Origin of the sequence: Sulfitobacter geojensis (assembly GCF_000622325.1) — a bacterium.
GTDB lineage: Bacteria > Pseudomonadota > Alphaproteobacteria > Rhodobacterales > Rhodobacteraceae > Sulfitobacter > Sulfitobacter geojensis.
In genome coordinates this window covers 804,595-827,454 of sequence record NZ_JASE01000005.1, presented here as the reverse complement: position 1 = coordinate 827,454, position 22,860 = coordinate 804,595, and the positions used below count along the sequence as shown (strand labels likewise).

23 protein-coding genes are annotated in these 22,860 nt (G+C 58.1%); 6 read left to right on the top strand and 17 right to left on the bottom strand.

The genetic code is table 11. The features are described from left to right. Window positions 1-136: 136 nt before the first annotated feature. Window positions 137-910, bottom strand: a complete 774-nt coding sequence (locus tag Z947_RS0105980; protein WP_025043404.1) for a DUF1013 domain-containing protein — start codon at window positions 908-910, stop codon at window positions 137-139. 129 nt (window positions 911-1,039) lie between these two features. On the opposite strand from Z947_RS0105980, the gene Z947_RS0105975 reads away from it, so the two are divergent. Beyond that, a complete protein-coding gene (locus tag Z947_RS0105975) occupies window positions 1,040-1,684 on the top strand; it encodes a ribonuclease T2 family protein (RefSeq protein ID WP_025043403.1) in 645 nt (214 codons plus the stop codon). 273 nt (window positions 1,685-1,957) lie between these two features. Here the strand turns inward: Z947_RS0105975 and Z947_RS0105970 are convergent, their stop codons facing one another. From Z947_RS0105970 to Z947_RS0105950, 5 genes are all read right to left on the bottom strand, one after another. Continuing rightward, complete coding sequence (locus Z947_RS0105970; RefSeq protein ID WP_025043402.1) at window positions 1,958-2,944, bottom strand: NAD(P)H-quinone oxidoreductase; 987 nt, start codon at window positions 2,942-2,944, stop codon at window positions 1,958-1,960. A gap of 99 nt (window positions 2,945-3,043) precedes the next feature. After that, window positions 3,044-3,589: a biotin transporter BioY gene (locus Z947_RS0105965; RefSeq protein ID WP_025043401.1), complete on the bottom strand. Its 546-nt coding sequence runs from the start codon at window positions 3,587-3,589 to the stop codon at window positions 3,044-3,046. A 51-nt stretch (window positions 3,590-3,640) separates the two neighbouring features. Next, complete coding sequence (locus Z947_RS0105960) at window positions 3,641-4,243, bottom strand: energy-coupling factor transporter transmembrane component T family protein (RefSeq protein WP_025043400.1); 603 nt, start codon at window positions 4,241-4,243, stop codon at window positions 3,641-3,643. Next, the gene (locus Z947_RS0105955) at window positions 4,218-4,952 is read right to left on the bottom strand and encodes an energy-coupling factor ABC transporter ATP-binding protein (protein ID WP_025043399.1); all 735 of its coding nucleotides are present in this window, start codon (window positions 4,950-4,952) and stop codon (window positions 4,218-4,220) included. The genes Z947_RS0105960 and Z947_RS0105955 overlap by 26 nt, the downstream gene beginning before the upstream one ends. A gap of 86 nt (window positions 4,953-5,038) precedes the next feature. Further along, the gene (locus tag Z947_RS0105950) at window positions 5,039-5,725 is read right to left on the bottom strand and encodes a COQ9 family protein (protein WP_025043398.1); all 687 of its coding nucleotides are present in this window, start codon (window positions 5,723-5,725) and stop codon (window positions 5,039-5,041) included. A 111-nt stretch (window positions 5,726-5,836) separates the two neighbouring features. Between Z947_RS0105950 and rpsU the strand changes: the two genes are divergently transcribed. Then, a complete protein-coding gene (rpsU, locus tag Z947_RS0105945; RefSeq protein ID WP_025043397.1) occupies window positions 5,837-6,043 on the top strand; it encodes a 30S ribosomal protein S21 in 207 nt (68 codons plus the stop codon). 134 nt (window positions 6,044-6,177) lie between these two features. On the opposite strand, the gene Z947_RS0105940 is transcribed toward rpsU, so the two are convergent. Next, the gene (locus Z947_RS0105940) at window positions 6,178-6,639 is read right to left on the bottom strand and encodes an Lrp/AsnC family transcriptional regulator (protein WP_025043396.1); all 462 of its coding nucleotides are present in this window, start codon (window positions 6,637-6,639) and stop codon (window positions 6,178-6,180) included. A gap of 139 nt (window positions 6,640-6,778) precedes the next feature. On the opposite strand from Z947_RS0105940, the gene ald reads away from it, so the two are divergent. Further along, window positions 6,779-7,897 carry an alanine dehydrogenase gene (ald, locus tag Z947_RS0105935; RefSeq protein ID WP_025043395.1) on the top strand — a complete coding sequence of 373 codons (1,119 nt, stop codon included), beginning with the start codon at window positions 6,779-6,781 and terminating at the stop codon, window positions 7,895-7,897. Between the two features lie 178 nt (window positions 7,898-8,075). On the opposite strand, the gene Z947_RS0105930 is transcribed toward ald, so the two are convergent. Next, the gene (locus Z947_RS0105930; RefSeq protein WP_025043394.1) at window positions 8,076-9,314 is read right to left on the bottom strand and encodes a saccharopine dehydrogenase family protein; all 1,239 of its coding nucleotides are present in this window, start codon (window positions 9,312-9,314) and stop codon (window positions 8,076-8,078) included. Window positions 9,315-9,366: 52 nt separating this feature from the next. Next, window positions 9,367-10,461, bottom strand: a complete 1,095-nt coding sequence (locus tag Z947_RS0105925) for a carboxynorspermidine decarboxylase (RefSeq protein ID WP_025043393.1) — start codon at window positions 10,459-10,461, stop codon at window positions 9,367-9,369. 354 nt (window positions 10,462-10,815) lie between these two features. On the opposite strand from Z947_RS0105925, the gene Z947_RS0105920 reads away from it, so the two are divergent. From Z947_RS0105920 to arsC, 3 genes are all read left to right on the top strand, one after another. After that, a complete protein-coding gene (locus tag Z947_RS0105920) occupies window positions 10,816-11,148 on the top strand; it encodes an ArsR/SmtB family transcription factor (RefSeq protein WP_025043392.1) in 333 nt (110 codons plus the stop codon). Window positions 11,149-11,240: 92 nt separating this feature from the next. After that, window positions 11,241-12,308: an ACR3 family arsenite efflux transporter gene (gene arsB / locus Z947_RS0105915; protein WP_025043391.1), complete on the top strand. Its 1,068-nt coding sequence runs from the start codon at window positions 11,241-11,243 to the stop codon at window positions 12,306-12,308. After that, window positions 12,305-12,727 (top strand): arsenate reductase (glutaredoxin), encoded by a 423-nt coding sequence (arsC, locus tag Z947_RS0105910; protein WP_025043390.1) that lies wholly within the window; start codon window positions 12,305-12,307, stop codon window positions 12,725-12,727. The genes arsB and arsC overlap by 4 nt, the downstream gene beginning before the upstream one ends. Window positions 12,728-12,762: 35 nt before the next feature. Here arsC and Z947_RS0105905 read toward each other — a convergent pair whose 3' ends face one another. The 8 genes from Z947_RS0105905 to Z947_RS0105870 are packed head-to-tail and all read right to left on the bottom strand — an operon-like array spanning window position 12,763 to window position 22,843. Next, on the bottom strand, window positions 12,763-14,115 hold the full coding sequence (locus Z947_RS0105905; protein ID WP_037938728.1) for a M20/M25/M40 family metallo-hydrolase: 1,353 nt from the start codon (window positions 14,113-14,115) through the stop codon (window positions 12,763-12,765). Further along, a complete protein-coding gene (locus Z947_RS0105900) occupies window positions 14,112-16,157 on the bottom strand; it encodes a hydantoinase/oxoprolinase family protein (RefSeq protein ID WP_025043388.1) in 2,046 nt (681 codons plus the stop codon). Before Z947_RS0105900 ends, Z947_RS0105905 begins: the two co-directional genes overlap by 4 nt. Further along, entirely contained in the window at window positions 16,144-17,961 is a 1,818-nt protein-coding gene (locus tag Z947_RS0105895) for a hydantoinase B/oxoprolinase family protein (RefSeq protein ID WP_235602424.1), read from the bottom strand. The genes Z947_RS0105900 and Z947_RS0105895 overlap by 14 nt, the downstream gene beginning before the upstream one ends. 10 nt (window positions 17,962-17,971) lie before the next feature. After that, the gene (locus Z947_RS0105890) at window positions 17,972-18,979 is read right to left on the bottom strand and encodes an NADPH:quinone reductase (protein ID WP_025043386.1); all 1,008 of its coding nucleotides are present in this window, start codon (window positions 18,977-18,979) and stop codon (window positions 17,972-17,974) included. Further along, on the bottom strand, window positions 18,979-19,962 hold the full coding sequence (locus tag Z947_RS0105885; protein WP_138058662.1) for an ABC transporter ATP-binding protein: 984 nt from the start codon (window positions 19,960-19,962) through the stop codon (window positions 18,979-18,981). Before Z947_RS0105885 ends, Z947_RS0105890 begins: the two co-directional genes overlap by 1 nt. Next, on the bottom strand, window positions 19,959-20,978 hold the full coding sequence (locus tag Z947_RS0105880) for an ABC transporter ATP-binding protein (protein ID WP_025043384.1): 1,020 nt from the start codon (window positions 20,976-20,978) through the stop codon (window positions 19,959-19,961). The genes Z947_RS0105885 and Z947_RS0105880 overlap by 4 nt, the downstream gene beginning before the upstream one ends. Before the next feature lies 1 nt (window position 20,979). Further along, window positions 20,980-21,873, bottom strand: coding sequence for an ABC transporter permease (locus Z947_RS0105875; protein WP_025043383.1), 894 nt, complete (start codon window positions 21,871-21,873; stop codon window positions 20,980-20,982). Further along, on the bottom strand, window positions 21,866-22,843 hold the full coding sequence (locus tag Z947_RS0105870) for an ABC transporter permease (RefSeq protein ID WP_025043382.1): 978 nt from the start codon (window positions 22,841-22,843) through the stop codon (window positions 21,866-21,868). Before Z947_RS0105870 ends, Z947_RS0105875 begins: the two co-directional genes overlap by 8 nt. Window positions 22,844-22,860 lie beyond the last annotated feature (17 nt).

Sequence of the window (22,860 nt, the reverse complement as noted above, 5' to 3'; positions counted from 1 at the left end):
CAAGTCAGAAAATGCACCAACCGAATGTTTTTCGCCAACACCAAAGCAAAACAGCAAAAAGGGCACAGGGTTTCCCCAATGCCCTTCGCTGGACTTTACCAATACATCGGCCCCTTCAGGCGCAAAGCGCTGGACTTTAGGACTTCGCAGCGTCCTCGTCTTCATCCTTATCCGCGTCCGAATCCGGCAAGGAAAAGAAGCTGTCCGCATCAAGATAATTGCTGTCGTCCTTATCGTCGTCTTCGCCAACTTCATCACCGGACAGCGTGAAAGTCTCAAGCCCTTCGATCGCGGTGGGGATTTTAGGCTCTGCATCCATGCCAAGGCTCTGCTCGGTGCTGACCAGTTTGCGACGCTCGTCATCGCTCATCACCTCGCCAGCCGCTGCTTTCTTGGCGGCGGCTTTTTGTACGGCGGCATCCAGTTCGGACTGCTTGCACAGGCCCAATGCAACCGGATCAATCGGCTGGATGTTGGCAATGTTCCAATGCGTGCGCTCGCGGATCGCCTGGATGGTAGGCTTGGTTGTGCCGACCAGCTTGCCAACCTGACCATCGGTCAATTCGGGGTGGAACTTGACCAACCACAAAATGGAAGCCGGACGGTCCTGCCGTTTGGAAAGCGGTGTGTACCGCGGACCGCGGCGCTTTTCTTCGCCCTGTGCGGCGGCGTTGAATTTCAGCGTCAGCTTGTGCAGCGGATTCCTTTGCGCAGCGTCGATTTCATCCTGCGTCAACTGGTTGTTGGCCACAGGATCAAACCCTTTTACGCCAGCAGCAACATCGCCATCGGCAATGCCCTGAACTTCCAACTCATGCATGCCGACGAAATCGGCGATCTGTTTGAAATTGATGGTGGTATTGTCCACCAGCCAAACGGCGGTCGCCTTGGCCATAATCGGTTTTGCCATGTTGGTCTCTCCTCTCAAAACGCAATTTTCCCGTCGCCTGAAAAGGCTGTCTCGGTGGATTGAGACGGTTTCCATTGTCGGGGAACTTGGCTGGCTTATACTGAGACCGAAAAGATAAGGAAAGACCCAATGCGCAAGCTCTTCGCTGGCCTGATGGCCGCGCTCATCGCCACGGCTCCTGTGGCAGAGGCCGGAAACGACAAGGCCGGTGTGTTTGACTATTACGTGCTGTCCCTCAGCTGGTCGCCCAACTGGTGTCTGGCCGAGGGCGACTCACGCCAATCCGAACAATGCGAAACGGGCAGTGGCCATGGTTGGATCATGCACGGGCTCTGGCCACAGTTTCACCGCGGATACCCGTCGTTCTGCCAGACCGCAGAACGTCCCCCTTCCCGCGGCATGACGGCGAAAATGGCGGATGTTATGGGAACCGCCGGACTCGCGTGGCACCAGTGGAAGAAACACGGGACCTGCACGGGTTTATCTGCCGCTGCATATTATCAGCTTTCGCGCGAGGCCTATGGACGTGTGGTCCGGCCTGCAATATTTCGCAAACTCGAACGCAAAGTAATGCTGCCCGCCTCGGTTGTCGAAGACGCGTTCCTGGAATCCAATCCGGATATGTCAGCAGACGGCATCACGATCACCTGCCGCAACAACCAGATTCAGGAAGCGCGGATTTGTTTGTCCAAATCGCTGGCTCCGGTCCCTTGCGGGCAAGACGTGGTGCGCGATTGCACCTTGAAAAAGGCTTTGTTTGCACCGCTGAGGTAACGTTGGCAGACGGCACATGGCCGAGAGTGCGGACAGTATATAGAGCCAAAAAGAGGAGAGAATTGTTTCTCCCCTCTCTACAAGAACGCTAAAGTTCTCTTCTTGGCACGGTCATCGGCACTGCTGCCTGTTCCGTTGCTTCATAAACGCAGGCCATGGTTAACAAATCGTTTCTTTTTGGCCTTATATACTGTCCGCACTCTCAGCAGCCGCCGCCCGCCTGCGTTTGGCAAATCCAAAATCATGTCGCGGGCCTGTCCCGCGTCCTTTGGATCAGGCCCCGATGCGCAATACGATCTTGCCGATATGTCCACTGCTTTCCATGCGGGCATGTGCATCACTTGCATCTTCGAACGCATATTCACTGTCCATGACAGGTGCCACCCGACCTGCATCAAGCAGGGGCCAGACTGCCTCGCGGAGTTCCTGGGCAATTCGTGCTTTTGCCAGATCACTTTGGGGGCGCAGCGTCGATCCTGTCATGGTCAACCGGCGCGTCATGAGCGTGGCAAAGTTCACCTCGACCAATGGTCCTTGCAGGAACGCGATTTGCACCAGACGCCCGTCCTCGGCCAGTGCTTTGAGGTTGCGGGGGATATAGTCGCCGCCGACCATATCCAGCACGAGATCGGCACCACCTTCAGCTTTCAGCACATCGACAAAATCCGTATCGCGATAATTGATCGCAGCTTCGGCACCCAGTCCGACACAAGCCGTGCATTTTGCATCCGTCCCTGCCGTTGCAAAAACCCGCGCGCCGAAGGCGTGCGCCAATTGAATAGCTGTCGTCCCGATACCGGAAGAGCCTCCATGTACCAGAAACCGCTCGCCTGCTTTCAAACCACCGCGCATAAACACGTTGGACCAGACGGTGAAGAAGGTCTCGGGCAAACAGGCCGCTTCTTTCATGCCCATCCCTTTGGGCACCCGCAGGCAATGCGCCGCAGGGGTCGCGACGAATTCCGCATACCCGCCGCCCGGCAACAGGGCACAGACCTGATCACCGACGTTTAGGTCACTTACACCCGCACCAACGCTCACCACTTCGCCAGAGGCTTCCAGGCCCGGCAGATCACTTGCAGTCGGAGGGGGGGCGTATTTTCCGGCACGTTGCAGCGCATCAGGACGGTTCACACCGGCATATGCCACTTTGATCACCACCTGACCGTGTTTGGCTTCGGGCACGGGCCGCTCTGCAACTTGCAGGACCTCCGGTCCGCCGGGTTTGGTGATCTCAATTGCACGCATTGTATCGGTCATCGGGTGTCCTTTTGGTCTGGAATCGTACCGTCATCTTAGGTCCCCACGCGCCGCAGCGCGGGGGGATTTCGCTATCGTCTTGCTGTAGCGCCGCGCAAATCAGGCCCGCGACAATACACTTGCAGGGCGCGCACGTGCCAGTCCAGCTGTGATCAACCCTGCCAGCACCACCTTGATGATGTCACCCGGGATATAGACGCCGAGGATCGCCAGAGTTTCGCCCAGGCCCTTGTTCAGCACCATCATGAAACCAGCCACACCAAAGATGTAAAGCACCAGGATACCGCCAATGGCGGATGCAACACCGGCAGCGACGGCAATCGGCATCCGACGGGTTTGTTCCATCACGAAACCGGTGGCAAACGCCGCAATCGGAAAGCCGACGATGAAGCCGACCGTGGGCGATGCAAACGCGCCCAAGCCTCCGCGGCCGCCTGCAAGCAGTGGTAGGCCAAGGGCGACCAGCGCCACAAACAACAACGCTGCGAGCCCGCCGCGTTTAGAGCCAAGCACCGTACCACAGAGCATTACGCCGAGGCTTTGTGCGGAAATCGGCACGCCGGAGGCGAGCATAAGTGTCGGCATCAGACCGAGCGCCGCAATCAATGCGGCGAAAACCGCGATAAGGGCAATAGAACGTTCCATGGGGTTTCCTTTGGTTATTTGGGGCAGGGTTAAGTTAAATGAGGGGGGTCTTCAACGCGAAACACCTCCGCGTGCACGCAGGGCTTCGGCCACACGCTCGGCATCATCCAGCGCCAGTACGGCAAAGGGGATCACGATTTTCCAGCCCGGGCGTTTCGGACTGCGGGCGCGCCATGCCGCCACGAGGGCCTGCCCCTTGAGCGCCAGAACAGGGGTGAAACGGATCACCAGCGCCATCGCGAGTTCAACCCGATGGGGATGCAGGCCAAAGCGGCGCAGCGGCGACAAGAGCCTGCGCACCACCCCCATCATATCACTAAGGCGGGTGGTCAGCGTGACGAGGTTGGCAAGCCCGACCGCCGTCAACATTCGCATCCCAATCAATGCCCCGCCCGCAGCATCGCCAATCACCACGTGCCACCCGACAATCAACACCACAAACGGCCACAGCCCCCAAAGCCGCGCCATGCCGCTGCGCAGGAACACCCGTCCGGGCAAAGCATAAAGCACGCCCGTCCCGACCAGAAATGCCAGATGCCAGCCGAGATGCCCCACAGCGAACAATACCACGGTTGCGACGCATAAAGCGGCCAACTTGAGCGCTGCGGGCCAGTTGTGAGCGGCGGTTTTAACCGGAGAGGTCAGAGAGATCATCGCCCCCTCCCAACTGTGTCATCTGCTCTGTAAAGGCCGCAAGCACGGGGCCGGCCGGGCCATCCTGCACAATCCGTCCCGCGTCAATCCAGAGCACGCGATCGTAGCCGTCCAACATCGCGGGATCATGGGTGATCATCACCAAACAAACGTCCAGACTGTCCAGCACCCGCGCGAGTTGCCGCGTGGTCGGGATGTCGAGCCCGGCAAAGGGTTCGTCCAGAACGATCACGCGCGGAGCCATCGCGAGCACTGACATCAGACAGACAAGCTGGCGCTGGCCCTGCGACAACTGGTGAATCGCCGCCTCCGCCCAATGGGCCTTGCCGAACCGTTGCAATATCGCGGCCACGGACGCTTTTACTTCCGCCGTGTTCTTCCCCATTTGGGTCAGGCCAAAAGCGATTTCTTCTTCAACCGTGGGAAAAATAATCTGGTGGTCTGGGTTCTGGAACAGGATCCCAACGGCCGCCAAAGCCGCTTTGCGGTTGCGCGCAACGTCCGCGCCGCAAATCCTTACGGTACCTTTGTCCGGCGCAACCAGCCCCGCGATCATCCGCGCCAGCGTCGTTTTGCCCGACCCGTTGCGCCCGACAATCCCGATGCGTTTTGCATCCGTTTCCAAAGTAATACCGGACAGGACCGGCTTGTCATCCGGCAGGTAGGATACATCGCGCAGCGCGATGAGCGGGGCGGCAGGAGGGCTCATTTTGTCTCGCATCAACCGGTTCGCCCGCTGCCTATCAGGTCACCTAGCTGTGGAAAAGCCCGCCTTTCGTCCACAAACCGGCGCTATCAATCGCGCGGTGCCGTCCATGATCCGGGAAAGTCGCCCTTGGAAAACCGTACCGGCGGCTTGATCTGGCCCAACACCCAGTTCGGCCCAGCCATCAATTTGCTAAGTGCGGGGCTTTTGTTTACCTGCGCCTTCAACTTCTCGATCTGCATCACATTGTCGATGCGCCGGTCCAGAAAAGCCCAAGTGGCGGCGTGGCCGTCGCTGGTATCGCCCAACCAGAACAGGACAGTGGCAGAATAGACCCCGCTTAGGGTCATACGTTTTGAGTACCAGTTGAAATCATCCGAAGTATCGCCCAGCGCATCCCAGATGTGATCCGCCGTGCCCCAAATCAATTTCGCCCCGTCCGGCGCATAATGCGGCAAGGCAAACAACGTCGTGCCACGACGCACGGCTTCTTTGTCTTCCGCCGCTTCCAGCCGCAGCCGCACAGCATGGGCGATCCTGTCACGAAACCGCATCTCGCTTAGATCTTCGGCCTTTAGCGCGGCCAGCATCTGTGCATCACCGCGATGATGATAGGCCACAGCAAGATCGACCGCGCCGCGCGGGCAGATGGCGCGGGCAACCGCCCCGTCGATCCCGCTGTCCGCAAGGGCCGCATTGAACGTCGCCTCGGTCCAGCCGTCAAAAGCGACATGCGGCAGCGCCGCGTCTAGCAAAAGGTCTTTGGGATCAGACATAGTTGGTCCTTTCAGCAGGTCAGAGAGACTCGACAAACGTGTTTGACCTTGATATAGGCCGATTTCCTGCAAATCCTTGCAACTTTATCCTAGAAAGGTGGTGAAAACCACATGCAGGTTAGTGTTCGTGACAACAACGTCGATCAGGCCCTTCGGGCTCTGAAGAAAAAACTCCAGCGCGAAGGCGTATTTCGTGAAATGAAGCTTAAGCAACATTTCGAGAAGCCGTCAGAGAAAAAAGCGCGTGAGAAGGCGGAAGCGATTCGTCGTTCCCGTAAGTTGGCTCGCAAAAAAGCACAGCGCGAAGGTATGATGTAAATCAACCCCAACGCTTGCGAAGAATAAGAAACCCCCGTGGCTGTGATGCCCCGGGGGTTTTTCTTTGGCCGATCAGCCCGCTCGCGAAACGCAGGTCAGAAATCCTAAGCCGGTTCACGGGGCATCTGGATGTCTTAGCCGACAGGCAGCGCCGTCGTCTTGAACACCGTGCGCAACGCAAAGCTTGACTGCATCCCCTGCACCCCGGGCAGACGCGCCAGATATTGACGGTGGATGCGCGCGAAATCTTCGGTGTTTTCCGCGACCACCTTCAACAGGTAATCCGCAGAACCGGCCATCAGGTGACATTCCAGCACATCCGGTATCCGCGCCACTGATTTTTCGAAGGAATCCAGAATATCGTCGGCCTGCCCGCGCAGGGTGATCTCGACAAAAACCGTTGTCGGCACGTTCAGCTTGCGGGCATCCAGAAGGGCGACGTAATCCTTGATGTAACCCTCTTTTTCCATCCGCTGCACGCGCCGGTGACAGGCAGAGGGCGACAGATGCACGTCGTCAGACAGTTCCGCATTCGACATCCGGCCATTGCGCTGCAAGGCGCGCAGGATACGACGATCAATCTCATCTAGGCTCATTCGCGCGAAAATCCTGCGTTTAAGGGCGGCATACTGCAACTTTATCCCGAATTTCCGGTGAAACACCACGAATTTTCGTCCCCCTTTGCAATCCAAACTGCCTAAATATGAGGCATAATGCGAACAAAAGGACGCGCAGATGAAAATCGGTTGCCCAACAGAGATCAAACCACAGGAATTTCGTGTCGGCCTGACGCCCAGCGCCGCGCTTGAAGCCGTTAATGCAGGTCACGAGGTGATCGTGCAGGCGGGGGCCGGTCTGGGGGCCGGTTTCGAGGACAGTGATTATGAGGCCGCAGGGGCCAAGATCATCGGCCCTGCTGAGGAAATATTTGCCGCCGCCGACATGATCGTCAAGGTCAAGGAACCCCAAGCCGGCGAGCGTAAAATGCTGCGGGAAGGTCAGGTTCTGTTCACCTATCTGCACCTCGCGCCGGACCCCGAACAAACCAAGGATCTGCTGGCCTCAGGTGCCACCTGTATCGCCTATGAAACCGTGACCGACCGGTCCGGTGGTTTGCCCCTGCTTGCCCCGATGTCCGAAGTGGCAGGCCGTCTGGCCCCACAGGTCGGGGCATGGACCCTGCAAAAGGCAAACGGCGGACGCGGTGTTTTGATGGGCGGCGTGCCCGGTGTTGGCCCCGCGCGTGTCATGGTCATTGGCGGTGGTGTTGTCGGCACTCATGCGGCGCGGATTGCTGCCGGCATGGGCGCGGATGTGACGGTGCTGGATCGCTACCTGCCCCGCATGCGCTATCTGGATGACATCTATGGCGGGACGTTCAAGACCTCATATGCGTCAGCGCAGAACACCATCGAACTGGCACGTCAGGCCGATATGATCATCGGCGCGGTCCTGATCCCCGGCGCCGCCGCACCCAAACTGATCAGCCGCGCACAGCTTGGCGAATTGAAACCCGGTGCAGCGCTGGTGGATGTGGCAATTGACCAAGGCGGCTGTTTCGAAACTTCCAAGGCAACCACTCACCAAGATCCGGTGTATGAAGTTGACGGCATCATGCATTATTGCGTGGCCAACATGCCGGGCGCGGTCGCGCGCACCTCTACAATCGCGCTGGGGAACGCCACGATGCCGTTTATGCTGGACCTCGCGAACAAGGGCTGGCGTCAGGCCTGTGCCGATGATGAACATCTGTTGAACGGTCTGAACGTGCACGCAGGGAAACTGACCTATCACGCCGTCGGCAAGGCGCTGGGTATCGACGTATTGTCGCCAAAACTTGCGTTGAAAGCCTGATTTAACGGGGTGGGCCGGGCGCATTACTGCGGCCCACCCCTTTTTTAACTGCGGCGCGCCGACCTTTTGCCCTGCCGGCACTGCACACATCTGTCTTAGGCTCGATCAGACCGCCGCGCGCGACGGCGGGAATAGCGGTCTGTCAATTTCATTCAGGACGGTGTCAGAAGTCGGCCGCTCAGGCGTTCCATTCACGATCGCCGTTTGCATCTTTTACACGGGTCGGCAGGCCGATGGTGTCGAGCAGCGTAAACAGCGGCTTGGGGTCCAGTTCCTCTACGTTCAACATGGTGCCTGCGTCATATGTACCGTCCGCGACCAGCATTGCCATGGCCACTGGTGGCACCCCGGCAGTGTATGAAATACCCTGACTGCCAACTTCGTTGTACGCATCCTTGTGATCGGCCACGTTATAAACAAACACTTCGACATCTTCGCCGTCTTTAACGCCCTTCACCAGATCACCGATACAGGTCTTACCGGTATAGTTCGGCGCAAGGCTTGAGGGATCCGGCAGAACCGCCTTCACCAGTTTCAGCGGGACCACTTCAAGCCCCTCGGCTGTTGTCACCGGTTGCTCTGACAAAAGCCCGAGGTTTTGCAGAACAGTAAACACATTGATGTAATGATCTCCAAAGCCCATCCAGAACCGGATGTCGGCGTCGGGATAGTTGGCCGCGAGGGAATGAACCTCGTCGTGACCGGACATATAGGCCTTTTGCTTGCCGACAACAGGAAGGTCCCATTCGCGCCCTACCTCGAACATCTTGTTCTCCTGCCACGCGCCCTGCTGCCAGCTGTACACCGTGCCGGTGAATTCGCGGAAGTTGATCTCGGGGTCGAAATTGGTCGAAAAATACTTGCCGTGGTTGCCTGCGTTGATGTCAACGATGTCGATTGATGTGACTGTATCCATGAATTCGTCCACCGCAAAGCGGGCAAAGGCATTCACCATGCCCGGATCAAAACCGGCACCCAGAATGGCGGTAACACCGGCCTGTGCACAGGCATCGCGGCGCTTCCATTCATAATTGGCATACCATGGCGGTGTTTCGCAAATCTTGGCCGGATCTTCGTGAATAGCCGTGTCGATATAGGCCGCCCCCGTTTGGATGCAGGCCTCGAGCACGGTCATGTTTACAAAGGGCGACCCGACATTGATCACGATCTGCGCCCCGATGGCTGTGATCAAATCGGTCACGGCCTGCGTGTCCATGCCGTCAACCGCATGAGAGGCAAAAACGCCGTCCTGTTTCATCGCGTTCTTTTCATGCACGCTGGCAATGATCGCGTCACATTTTGCGATGGTACGACTTGCGATATGAAGATCACCCAGAACATCATTGTTTTGTGCGCATTTATGCGCGACGACCTGCGCGACGCCACCGGCGCCAATGATCAGAACATTGCGTTTCATGTTTCCAAGAGACCTCTTCTTTAGGATGGGGTAAGATCGTTTTCAGACTGGGTTAAGACAGCGCCGCAGAAAAATCGCTATAGTCGAAATCGCGCACCATTCGTGTGGTACCGTCAAGTTCGCGGATGGCGATGCTGGGCATCTTTACACCGTTGAACCAGTTTTTCTTTACCATAGTGTAACCCGCCGCGTCCTGAAACGAAAGCCGATCACCGGCACGCAACGGGGCGTCAAAGCGGAATTCACCAAAGATATCACCGGCAAGACAAGATTTCCCGCAAATCATCCATTCCTCATCCCCCGTGTTTGGCGCAATCTTTGCCGGTTCGCGATAAATCAGCAGATCCAGCATATGGGCCTCGATTGAACTGTCCACAATCGCGAGGTTCTTACCGTTGTGCATCGTATCAAGAACGGTAACCTCAAGCGTCGCCGCACCGCTGATTGCCGCTTCTCCGGGTTCAAGATAGACCTGAATATCGAATGTTTCGGCAAAGGATTTCAGCCGTGCTGCAAGACGCTCAAGCGGGTACCCCTCCCCCGTAAAGTGGATGCCGCCGCCCAGGCTGACCCAATCCATCTTGTGAATCACCGCGCCGAAACGATCCTCAATCAGGGTCAGCATTTCGTCGAAACGTTCAAAGCTGTCATTCTCGCAATTGTTGTGAAACATCAAACCGCTGATCTGATCCGCGACCGCATCAATCGCGGCCGGCGCGTGTTCGCCCAACCGGCTGAACGGGCGTGCGGGGTCGGCCAGATCGAAATCTGATGTCGACACACCGGGGTTGACCCGCAAACCACGGATATGCCCGCGGGACACATCGGCAAACCGTGCCAGCTGCCCGATCGAATTAAAGATGATTTTGTCAGAGCATGCCAGAACCTGTTCGATCTCGTGATCCGCATAAGCAACAGAATACGCATGGGTTTCGCCGCTGAACTTCTCATGCCCCAAGCGGACCTCGTACAGGGACGAAGACGTGGAGCCGTCCATATATTCGGACATGAAATCGAATACCGACCATGTGGCAAAGCACTTGAGCGCCAGCAAGCATTTGACGCCCGACGTCTGGCGCAGCCATGCGATTTTCTCAAGATTGGGGAGCAACAGCGATTTATCGATCAGATAGTAAGGTGTTTGCATGGCGACAGCTTTCTGCAAGACCACACCAGTCATTGGTGCCAAGAGCGCTGAGAAACATCATGCCTGCCAAAAACTGCGTGTCGGGGCCGGCATTGCTCTCAGGTTTTCGTGTGCGCCTTTCGCACATTTCATCCGCTTGGCGCAATAATTATTCCCGCAAACGCCCTGTTCAAGCCGTTAGAACGATTAAAGCACCAGCTTACAGCACCGGTAAGGATGTCAGCGCGTCACGTTGTCATCACGACTTTACATTCCGCCGATAACGCACAGGAACAGCTTTCGAAACGGTATGCCCGACAGGCCCCGCCCCCAAAACGTCTTGACCACGCAATATAAATCGATAATTCCAGATATATGGATAAGAATCACGCACTCGACGCTTTCGCCGCTCTCAGTCAGGCAACCCGCCTTGACGTTTTTCGTCTTCTCATCAACGCCGGTGACGCGGGTTTACCTGCGGGCGACATCAGTCACACCTTGGGCGTGCGGCAAAATACGATGTCGACAAACCTTTCGGTGCTGGCGCGCGCGGGCTTGATCCGCAGCGAACGCGAGGGGCGCAGCATCCGCTACTTTGCGGACATGGACGGCATGCGCGGCCTGTTGGCATTCCTGATGGAGGATTGCTGCGGCGGTCATCCTGAAATGTGCCAACCCTTTCTCAACGAACTTGCGTGCCCTTGCTAGGAAATGCCCATGACCCTCCAACCCTATAACGTTCTGTATTTGCCCAGCGGCAAAGCCGTCTTACCTCTCCCCTCCTCTACCGAAAGCTTAACATGACCGATACATCGCTTCCCGCTGCGGCGGGTCTGGGACTTTTTGAACGCTGGCTGTCTGTCTGGGTCGCACTGGCGATTGGCGCAGGTCTGCTGCTCGGCAATCTGTTTCCCGGCGCATTCGCCGCGCTCTCCGCTCTGGAAATCGCTTCGGTCAATCTGCCGGTGGCGGTGCTGATCTGGGCGATGGTCTATCCGATGATGGTCGGTGTGGACTTCGGCGCGTTACGTCAAGTCGGCGACAAACCCAAAGGGTTGGTTGTCACGCTGGTGACAAACTGGCTGATCAAACCTTTCACCATGGCCGCGCTGGGGGTGTTGTTTTTCAATTACGTCTTTGCCGGCCTGATCCCGCCGGAGGACGCACAAGCCTATCTGGCTGGCGTGATCCTGCTGGGCGCTGCACCCTGTACGGCGATGGTGTTTGTCTGGTCCAACCTGACGCGCGGCGACGCCACCTATACGCTGGTGCAGGTCAGTGTGAATGACGTCGTCATGGTTTTTGCCTTTGCGCCCATCGTGGCATTCCTGCTGGGGGCGACGAATATCGTCGTTCCTTGGGACACATTGCTGTTGTCGGTTGGCCTTTATGTCATGCTGCCCCTGCTGGCCGGATACCTGACCCGTCAGCGGCTGATTGCCAAGGATGGCGAAGCCGCCGTCGACGCGTTTAAATCCCGCGTTCAGCCTTTTTCAATCATCGGGTTGCTGGTGACCGTCGTGCTGTTGTTCGCCTTTCAGGGCGAAGTGATCCTTGAACGTCCTCTGGTGATTGCACTGATCGCGGTGCCCTTGTTGATCCAGTCCTACGGTATTTTCTTCCTTGCCTACGGGGCCGCGCGGGCGTGGAACATTCCCTTCAACGTTGCAGCCCCCTGCGCCTTGATCGGCACGTCGAACTTTTTCGAACTCGCCGTCGCTGTCGCGATCAGCCTGTTCGGCTTGGGGTCGGGTGCTGCGCTGGCAACCGTTGTCGGTGTGCTGGTGGAAGTGCCGGTGATGCTGTCGCTTGTCGCATTCGCCAACCGAACAAAACACTGGTTCCCTGCCGACGGGGGGTCGGCATGACCATCGTGATCCACCACAATCCCGACTGCGGTACGTCCCGCAATGTGCTCGCTTTTATCAAAGCCTCGGGCGAGGTTCCGGTGGTCATTCCCTATCTCGATACCGGCTGGACCCGTCCGCAGCTTCAGGCCTTGTTCGCCGCGGCGGATCTTACACCGCGCACCGCCCTGCGCACATCTAAATCACCCGCCCAAGAACTGGGATTGCTGGACCCTTCTGTGGACGACGACACCCTGCTTGATGCGATGCTGGCACACCCTGTTCTGGTTAACCGTCCAATCGTTTGTTCCCCGAAAGGGGTCAGGCTGTGCCGCCCGAGCGAGGCCGTTCTTGATCTTCTTGACCGCCTGCCGTCCGGTCCCATCACCAAAGAAGACGGCACGCTGGTGCTTGACGCGGCCGGAAACCGCGTGAGCTAAGGGTCTCCTAGCCCGTCAAGACACCCCGCGAAACCTTACTGACCAAGTTCGAACAGCAGGGATGCCCCCGTGCGGATACCGTCGATGAACCGAACGACCTCAAGGTTTTCGTTCGGCGCGTGGTTGGCCTCGTCTGCGTTTGCGTAGGGCACAACAAAAGCCGGCTTTTTCAGGATCTTCGTCCAGACGTAATCCGGCAGGCTGCCGCCAACTGTCGGATAAAGCAGCGGTTCAACGCCGCGCGCGCGCTCGACCGCTTTGATCAGCGTCGCAGCAAAGGGCGTGTCCATGGGGGTTTTGGAAGGCAGCATACCATTGTGGCGGACCACCTCGACATTTGGTGCGTGCTTGGCGACATGCGCCTCGATACGCTCGAACACATGATCGGGTGTCAGGGGTTCGACCAGCCGCACATCGCATTTCGCGATGGCTTCATTGGGCAGGACCGTCTTGCTGCCCGGACCGTCGTAGCCGCCGTGAAAACCGTTGATGGTCAGTGTCGGATGGAACATCAGACGGTCCCAATACGGGCGGTCCAACGGGCCGTCGAGCGCCTCAAGGCCAAGGTCTTTCATCACCTCCGGCAAATCAAGCGGCAGACGCGATGCGGCGTCCAACTCAAGATTGGTGGCAGGGATGACCGGTTCTGTGATGCCTTCGACTGTGATATTGCCATCAGCGTCCTTCATCGTTGCCAGCAGCTGTACCAGCGTCCAGATCGGGTTCGGCACGATGCCCCCGAAATTGCCGGAGTGCACATCACGCGATGCGCCTTTTGCCACCAGATCAAATGACGCAACACCGCGCACGCCGAATGTAATCACCGGTTGGCCGGTTTCATGGAGCGGCCCGTCAGAGCTCACGACAAGGTCGGCTTGCAGGTCATCCATATGATTGCGCACAAAGTCCGCAATCTGGGGGGAGCCAATTTCCTCTTCACCCTCAAGGCAGAAAATGATGTTGCACGGCAAGGTGCCTGTGACCTTCAGATGGGCCTCGATCGCCAGAAGCTGCGCGAAATGCTGCCCCTTATTGTCACCAATGCCGCGCGCCCAGATGCGGCCATCGCGGACTTCGGGTTCGAACGGCGGGCTGACCCAAGCCTCAAGCGGATCGGGCGGCTGCACGTCATAGTGCCCATAAAGCAGAACCGTAGGTTTTGACGGATCAACGGTACGGTGTCCTAGAACGAATGGATGTCCGGGCGTCTCGACCAGTCCGGCGTCAAAATCCAAACCCTTCAGATGCTCCACCAGCATGCCGGCAACTTCCCTGATCCCGATGTCATGGGCGGAAATAGAGGGGTGGCTGACGTATTCCATCACCCGCGCGACGTAGCTTTCTTCGTTTTCTTTGATGTAGTCGAAAATGTCGTCGATCTGGCTCATGCTGTTTCCTTTTCCAACAACAATGCAGCGGAGGGATGCACGGTGGCGGACCAGCCGGGCGGAATGATCGTGGTCGTATCCAGTTGCGTGATCACGGCTGGGCCGGACAGACGCACGCCCGCACACAGGGTGGCACGGTCATAGATTGGCGTATCCACATCGCCGGTCTCCCAATGCACCATCTGAGATTGGACAGGCGCTGGCTTTTCACCGGCCTCTAGGTCGGGGCGCGGCGATGCTTCGGTGCGGCCAGCCGCCTCGATGCGCAATGTAACCAGTTCAACCTGAGCATCCAGAATGAAGCCGTAAAGGGCTTCGTGTGCCTGCTTGAAACGCGTTTCGGTGTCTTCAGGTGTGTCGGCCCAATCGACCGCGATCTCGCCACCCTGCCCGTGAAAGCGCAGCAATGCGCGGGTCTGGATGTCACGGCGCTCTACCGGAATGCCCTCTTCTTCCAACCACGCGGTGGCGTCTTTGACCAGCTCGCTGGCAATGCTGTCGCCCACGCTTTGATCAATGGCACCGGGTGTCGGCAAAGCACGTGTAAATTCTGCTTTAAGATCGGCGGCAAGCAACCCGTCAGCACAAAGCAAGCCCGGCGCAGGCGGCACCATGACCTGATTGATGCCAAGCAGTTCTGCCAACGCAACACCGTGCAAGGGACCGGCACCGCCGAACGGCACCAGTGTGAAGTCGCGCGGATCATGGCCACGTTCCACAGAAACAGTCCGAACCGCGCCCACCATGTTGTTATTCATAATCGCAAGAATACCACGCGCCGCATCGTGGCGTTTCAGCCCCAGCGGACCGGCAACATTGTCATCCACAACCTTAAGCGCGGCTTCCTGATCCAGCGACATCTCTCCGCCCAGCAGACTGACAGGCAAATGACCCAGCGCAACATGCGCATCTGTCACGGTCGCCTGTGTCCCGCCATGACCATAGGCCGCAGGACCGGGCCTTGCTCCGGCGGAATGGGGACCAACCGCAAGCGTTTCATCCGCGACCTGCGCGATAGACCCGCCGCCTGCCCCGATTGTCACCATATCGACCATCGGCAGGGACAGCGGCCAATCGCCAACCTTGCCCGATTGCGTCAGGCCAACGACACCATCGCGTATCAGACAGATGTCAGCAGAGGTGCCACCGATATCGACAGTGATGATATCCTTGATGCCGCAGGCTCCGGCCACGTCACAGGCACCCACAACACCGGCAGCGGGGCCGGACAACGCAGTAAGCGCCGGTGCCGTGCGGATCGCCGCCGTGCCTGCAACACCGCCGTTTGATTGCATCAACAAAAGGGGTGATGCGACGTTTGCCTCGGACAGGCGGTTTTCCAGCCGCTCCACATAGGTGGAAACGCCGGGCATGACGCCTGCGTTCAGAACCGTTGCAAGGCTGCGTTCGAATTCGCGCACGACCGGCAAGACATCTGTGGAACAGGTGACGTCCACATCGGGCAAAGCGGCCCGCAACAATTCGGTCACGCGCTTTTCGTGATCTGCATTTGCATATGCATGAACCAGACAAACCGCGACCGCTTCGACATTTTGCGCGCGGATCGCCTCAGCAACCTTTGCCACGCTACCTTCGTCCAGCGGCGTCATCACAACGCCCCCTGTGCCGATACGCTCATCAATTTCATGGATACGCGATGCGGGAACCGGACGGCGCGGCTTGACCCACGTGAACAGGTTTGCATGACGCGGAATATCCTGACGCCCGATTTCCAGCACGTGCCGGAAGCCCCGCGTTGTCACCAGCGCTGTTTTGGCCCCTTTGTTTTCAAGGATCATATTCGTGGCAACAGTTGTGCCATGCAGCACCTGATCCAGCACGGATGCATCAATGCCTGCATCCCCCAGAACTGCATTCACACCCGTCATAAACGCTTGCGATGGATCTACCGGCGTCGACGGTGTTTTGGCACGCCAGACCTGACCGGAGGTGCGATCAAGCAAAGAGATATCGGTGAAGGTGCCGCCAATGTCGACAGCCACGGCATAGGACGGATCAAAGGTCATATCAGACGAGGGCATCGACGTACTCCTGACGGTAAAAGCGGCCAACCTTCGGGCGGTCGGCGCGGTGTGATTTGGTTGCGGCAACGTCGAGTTCATCGTTTTTTATGACCACGCCGTACAATTCGAGCGCGGCTGCTTCGGTGACAAAACCGTCGAGCACATCTTCAAGAACGCGCTCTGCGGGACGGTCATACGGATGGCCATGCCCGCCCCCTCCTCCGGTCTCGATGCGAAGGATATCGCCTTTTTTCAGCATGTTACCGTCGGACAGCGGGTTCAGAACCACCTCATCAGGTGTGCCGGGATTTACAATCGCGACGCCGTGACGGCCGGACCGCCCGCCGTCGATGCCCCATGGCGGGTTCTGTACGCTGTCGATACGGATCGCGCACATGGTGGTTTCGGCTAGGATCTCGTATTCGCGCACAATGCCACAGCCCCCGCGATGTTTGCCCGCCCCACCGGAATCAGGAACCACGCCGTAGCCCCGCATCGTGACGGGATATCCGGCCTCCAGAAACTCCACCGGATAGTTTTCTTGCGCGACAAAATAGACCGCATCAATACCGTCCGCTGTCGCCCGCGCGCCGTAGCCGACACCGATACCGTCAGCCAGAAGATACGGCTCCAATTCGCCCGCCTTGTTGCGGAATTCGCCACGCATGATGTTCACCACATAGGCCGAATTCGCAGCGGGCGCTTCGCCGCCGCCGGTATTAAGCAAACCGCACATCGCGGAAATCATCCGCATCGCGGTCAGGCCGCGCAGGCCAAGAGGCGCAGGGTATTTCGGTTGCAGGAACGACCCCTCGCGAAACAGCACTTCGTCCAATGCATTCGGACCGCCCGCGTTACATACCTGCGACGGATCACCCCCCAGATAGAACAGGCCCAGCGCCATACCAGGCACACCCTTGTTCATCAGGTAATTGATAGGACCCGGGGCCTGATCATCGCTCTCTCGCGCATCAAAGATAAAGTGATCGTCCCCGTCTGTGCCCTTTTCGCGGGTCAGGGCAAAACGCATGCGGAACGGGCCGTTGCCGTGGCCATCACTGTCGATGGCATCGGTGAATTTATGCGTGCCGTAGTCAAACGTCTCCGCCAATTTTGTGCGCACCAAACGGCGCGTCCGGTCCAGCAGCTGGGCCAGTGCGTCGGCCATCATGTCCGGCCCGAAGCGATCAAGGATTTCACCAACCCGTTTGGTCCCCAGATCGACCGAGGCCATCAACGCGCGCATGTCACCGATACTTTGATCGGGAAAGCGGGAGTTGCGGTGGAAGATGTCGAGCACAGCTTGATTAACTTCACCCGCCTCGATCATCTTGGTGACGGGGATCATCACACCTTCCTGAAAGATATCTGTCGCATCAGGGCTGATCGAACCGGGCCGCAATCCGCCAATGTCGGCAAAATGCGCCCAGCTCATCACAAACGCGCAGATGCGCCCGTCACGAAACACAGGGGCCAGCAAAACCTGATCGTTTGAATGCGAAATCGCCCCGTAGGAGCCGTAGCAATCATTGTACCAATAGACGTCGCCGGGCTGCATGGTCTCTGCCGGAAACTTCTCCAATACAGGACGGGTCATGTCACCAAAGATCGGAACCATCGAGCCGACAGCCATTGTGCCGTGACCGTCGAAAAGTGCGGTGTAAAAATCCTTCTTCTCGCGGATAAAGGCCGAGATCGCAGTCCGTTCAATCAGCGCCTCCATCTCTGACTGGGCGGCGGCGATGGCCCCTCTGATAATCTCTAACGACACAGGATCGCAGATATGGCTGGGGGGTGCCTTTACGGCGGTTTGTTCGTTCATCATCAGCTCCTTAGTCATTCGCTGCGAGGGTGAGTACCGTCTGACCGAATGTGCCGCTGTGCATGTTTTCATGCGCCTGCGCGATATCGGTCAGAGGGAATGATGCGCCGATGGCGGGGCGCAAGGCACCTGCATCGGACAATTCAGTAAGCATTGCGTTCGCGGCTTTGCGTTGATCGGCGGTCAGGCGGAAACCCTGCACAAAGCGGATCATCGCGCCCAGATCGGCCAACTTGTAATAGGGCAGTGTCGGTGTGGGATCAGACGAGCAGGAGTAAGACGCGATGGTCCCATGCTCGGCAAGAAAAGCGATGTCCGTTTCCAGATTTGCGGCCAGATCGACCTCGATAATGCGATCTACACCTGTGCCGCTTGTCAATTCATGCACATTGGCAGCGACGTCTTCGGTGTGCCGGTTGATGGTCGGAGCCTGAGCGATCTTGCCCACGTGTTCCGCCCCCGCATCAGAGCTAACAACCGCAATGACATCGGCATTTTGGTGCAGGGCGACCTGCAAAGCCATATGGCCCACAGCGCCAGCAGCCCCTTGGATCAAAAGTGTTTTACCATCGACCGGCCCATCTGCGAGCACCAAAAGCCAAGCGGTCAGGCCCGGAACGCCAAGGCAAGCACCTTCTTCGAAGCTCAGTTTGTCAGACAGCCGCACCGCCTGTTCCGATGGCAATGCAATCAGTTCAGCGGCGGTGCCATAGGCGCGACCCGCTTCGCCGTATCCGCCCTGTGCGTTCCACAGCCAGACACGTTCACCCACGCGCTCTTCGGATACACCTTCACCAGTTTGCACGATCACTCCCGCCCCGTCGCAATGCGGGATCACCAGCGGATGGGCCATCTGCATGCCATTCCATCCGGCGCGCCGTTTCACGTCTGCGGGGTTAATGCCCGACGCATGGATGCGCACCACCACCTCTCCGGAGGCGGGTTTCGGATCGGGCATATCAATGACCGACAAAACCTCAGCCGCTGGACCGGTCCGGGAATAGGTGGCGGCACGCATCACGAACGCTCGTCAAACAGATGGCAGGCCACATCGCGGTTGCCCACTTTCTGCGGCAACGGAATATCCGTGGCACAACGACCAAAGGCTTTGGGGCAGCGATCGCGGAAAACACAGCCTGATGGCGGATTGCGCGGATCTGGTGCGCCGCGCCCGATGGGAAGTGGGTCATGGCTTTGATCTGCTTTCGGGGTTGGCACGGCAGCGACCAGCGCTTGGGTATAGGGGTGCAGCGGGTCGCGTACGATCTCTTCAGTCGGGCCGTCCTCCATGATGCGGCCCAGATACATGACGATGGTGCGTTCACACACGTAGCGTACAAGCGCCAGATCATGGCTGATGTAGATCGCGGTCAGCCCCAGCTTGTCGCGGACCTCGCGGAAAACGTTCAACACGCCGGCACGGACGGAAACGTCGAGCATCGAAACCGGCTCGTCCGCGACCACAAAGTCGGGTTCAAGGATCAGGGCGCGGGCCATCACCACACGCTGCAACTGACCGCCCGACAACTGGTGCGGATAGCGGTCCAGATATTGCTCGGGCTCGGCAAGGCGGACAAGTTCCAGCGCCTTGATGATGCGGCTGTCCCATTCCGTTTTGGGGATACCCGCGTTGCCCAACGGCTCTGCCATCGTTTTCTTAATGGAGTAACGCGGGTTTACCGCGTCAAAGGGGTTCTGGAATATCATCTGGCTGCGCGAACGGAACTTGCGCAGGTCAGTTCCCTTTAGCTGCGCAATTTCTGCCCCGTCAAAACGGGCCGAACCGCCGGTGACGTCCTCCAGCTTGACCAAAAGACGCCCCATCGACGTTTTCCCACAGCCGCTTTCACCTAGCAGACCGACACTTTCGCCTTTGTTCAGTGTAAAGGTAATTCCGTCGACCGCTTTGACGACCGAAGGCAACCCCAACATCGCGGAGGCAGCCGAGCCGACCTTGTAATGCAATTGCGCGTTTTCGACCTCGACAAGTGGCGTGCTCATGCCATCTCTCCCCATGTCTCGGGTTGGGCTGCCTGCGCACGCAACTGCGCCGCTTCATGGGCGCGGTGACAGGCGACCGAATGGCCCTCTGCATGCTTTTCCAAAACGGGTGACACTGCACGGCAGTGATCGGTGGCAAACGGGCATCGCGCCGCAAAACGGCAACCGCTTGGCGGGGTGGCAAGGTCCGGCGGCGCGCCACTGATCGGGGTCAGCGTGCCCGAACCCGCGCTGGCAATATCGGGGAAAGCGTTTTTGAGACCCATGGTGTAAGGATGCAGCGGTTCGGACAACAGCGTCGCGGTATCGCAATCCTCGACCACCTCGCCTGCGTACATCACCACCGTGCGGTCACAGATATAGGCGACAACCGAAATGTCGTGCGTCACCATGATGATAGAGATGCCAAGCTCGCGTTGCAGATCGCGCATCTGGTCCAGAATTTGGCGTTGAACGATTACATCCAATGCCGTCACCGGTTCATCCGCCACGATCAGCTTGGGGTTCAATGCGAGCGCCAAGGCAATCGCGACCCGCTGGCGCATGCCACCCGAAAACTGGTGTGGATAGTCACGCAGCCGGTTCGCCTCAATCCCGACCATTTCGAACAGTTCTTCTGCCCGCACTTTGGCTTGAGCACGGGTCATGCCGCCCCTGCCCCGCAGCACTTCATTCAGCTGGTATTCAACACGGTACACCGGATCGAGCGAGTTCATTGCCGATTGCGGCACAAAGGCAATGTCACGCCAGCGTAGGGCGTTCATCGCTTTCTCTGGCAGCTTGGCAAGGTCTTGCCCGTCAAACATCATGCTGCCTTCGGTGATCTTGGCGTTGTCGGAAATGATGCGGGTAAAGGCGCGCGCCATCGTGGTCTTGCCACAGCCGCTTTCGCCCACCAGCCCGACGATTGACCCCTTTGGGACATCAAAGGACGCACGCGACACGGCAACGATATCAAGACCCGGCACCTCATAGGCGATAGACAAATCTTTGACGGTAAGTAGGTGGTCAGTCATATCAACGGCCCAACTTTGGAAACAGAAGGTTTTCGTAACCGCGCGAGATGAAGAACCCCGCAGAAACGACCAGAATGATCGCAAGGCCCGGCGGGATGAACCAATGATAGGCTTGGCGGCTCAGTGCCTGACTGGCAAAGGCATCCTGCAACATGAAGCCCCAGCTGATGCTGTCAGGGTCACCGAACCCCAGAAAGCTGATGGAGGCTTCGGTCAGGATGGCCCAACCAATGGCGATGGACCCATAAAGAAGCGACAGCGGGACGATATTGGGAGCGATGTGGCGTGTGATGATCTTGAAATCGGAAGAGCCTGACACCCGCGCCGCTTCGACATAGCCGCGAGAGCGCAGGGTCAGCACCTGCGAACGGATCACGCGCGCTGTGTCACGCCACAGGACCAGCGCCATAGCGATGACCGTGTTCCAGATTGACGGTTCGAGAAAGGCCGAGATCACAATCACAAACGGCAGGAACGGAATACCAAAGGCCACATCGGCCAGCCGCATCAGGACGGTATCAATCCAGCCCCCGAAATAGCCGGACATCAGGCCGACAATGGTGCCGATGAACGCGACCATAAAAGCCGCCGTCAAACCAACTAGCAGGGCCGACCGTGCTCCATAGACGATCTGCGAAAAGATATCGCGGCCAAGGCTGGTGGTGCCCAGAATATGGCCCTCCTGCCCCGGCAGGAAATCAGACGCCAGATCATAGTCCGCTGAATACAAAATCTCGGTCGGGTCATAGGGGGCCAGCACCGGCGCAAAGATCGCGGTCAGGACAAACAGCAGATAGATCACCAGACCTGCGACGGCGAAGTTATCGCCAACCGGCAGGTTCAGCATGTTGAACATGCGGCGGATCGGTCCTTGGGAAACGATAGCCTCAGGCATGGGAAATCCTTGGGTCGAGGAAGGTGTAAAGAAGGTCGGCAATCAGGTTCATCAGGATTACGACAACGGCGATCATTAGGAACGCCCCCTGCGCCAACGGATAGTCGGAAGCAGAGACCGCCGAGACAAGTTCACGCCCCAATCCCGGCCAGGAGAACACGCTTTCGACCACCACGTTGCCTTGCAATTGATAGCCGACAGAGATCGCAAAGGACGTCATGACCGGCAGCAAAGCGTTACGTGCGCCGTGTTTGATGACGATAGTATAGGGTGACAGGCCTTTGACCTTGGCCATGGTGACGAAGTCTTCTTTCATCACGTCCAACATGTTCGAGCGCATCAGCAGCAACGGCAGACCCTGGGAATATATTGCCAGCGTCAGCATCGGCAGCGCGAGGTGGGACAGAAAATCAGCCGAGGTATAGAGCGCCCAAAGGCTGTCGTATTCGGTGCCTGCGGACCGCGTTCCCCCCGCAGGAAATATGCCCAGCGAAAAGGAAAAGACCGCGAGCAATACCATACCCAGCCAGAACTCCGGCATCGCGCGGGTGGCAAGGACAATGGGCAAAGCCACAGCTTCGGCGCGGCTGGCGCGGCGCCATGCAAGCCAGGCACCTGCGAGAATACCAAAGATGTAGGCAATGATGAGCGAGGAAAACGTCAGGATCAGCGTGTTCGGAAGCAGCAGCCAGATGCGTTCGGAAACCGGCGTGCGGTAGCGGAATGAATATCCCAGCTCGCCCTGCAACAGATTGCCGAGGTAGGTGAAATACTGCGACAGCAGTGGTTCATCCAGACCGAATTGGCGGATCAACTGCTCTTGCTGTTCAAGGGTGAAAGACGGGTCGATGTAGGCCGCGAGCGGGTTGCCCGGCATCAAGCGGAACATCAGAAACAGGATGGTCACAACTGCCCAAAGGACCAGCATTAACTGTAAGGTGCGCGATAGAACGGGTTTGAGCGTACTCATGAGAACCTGCTGCCAGT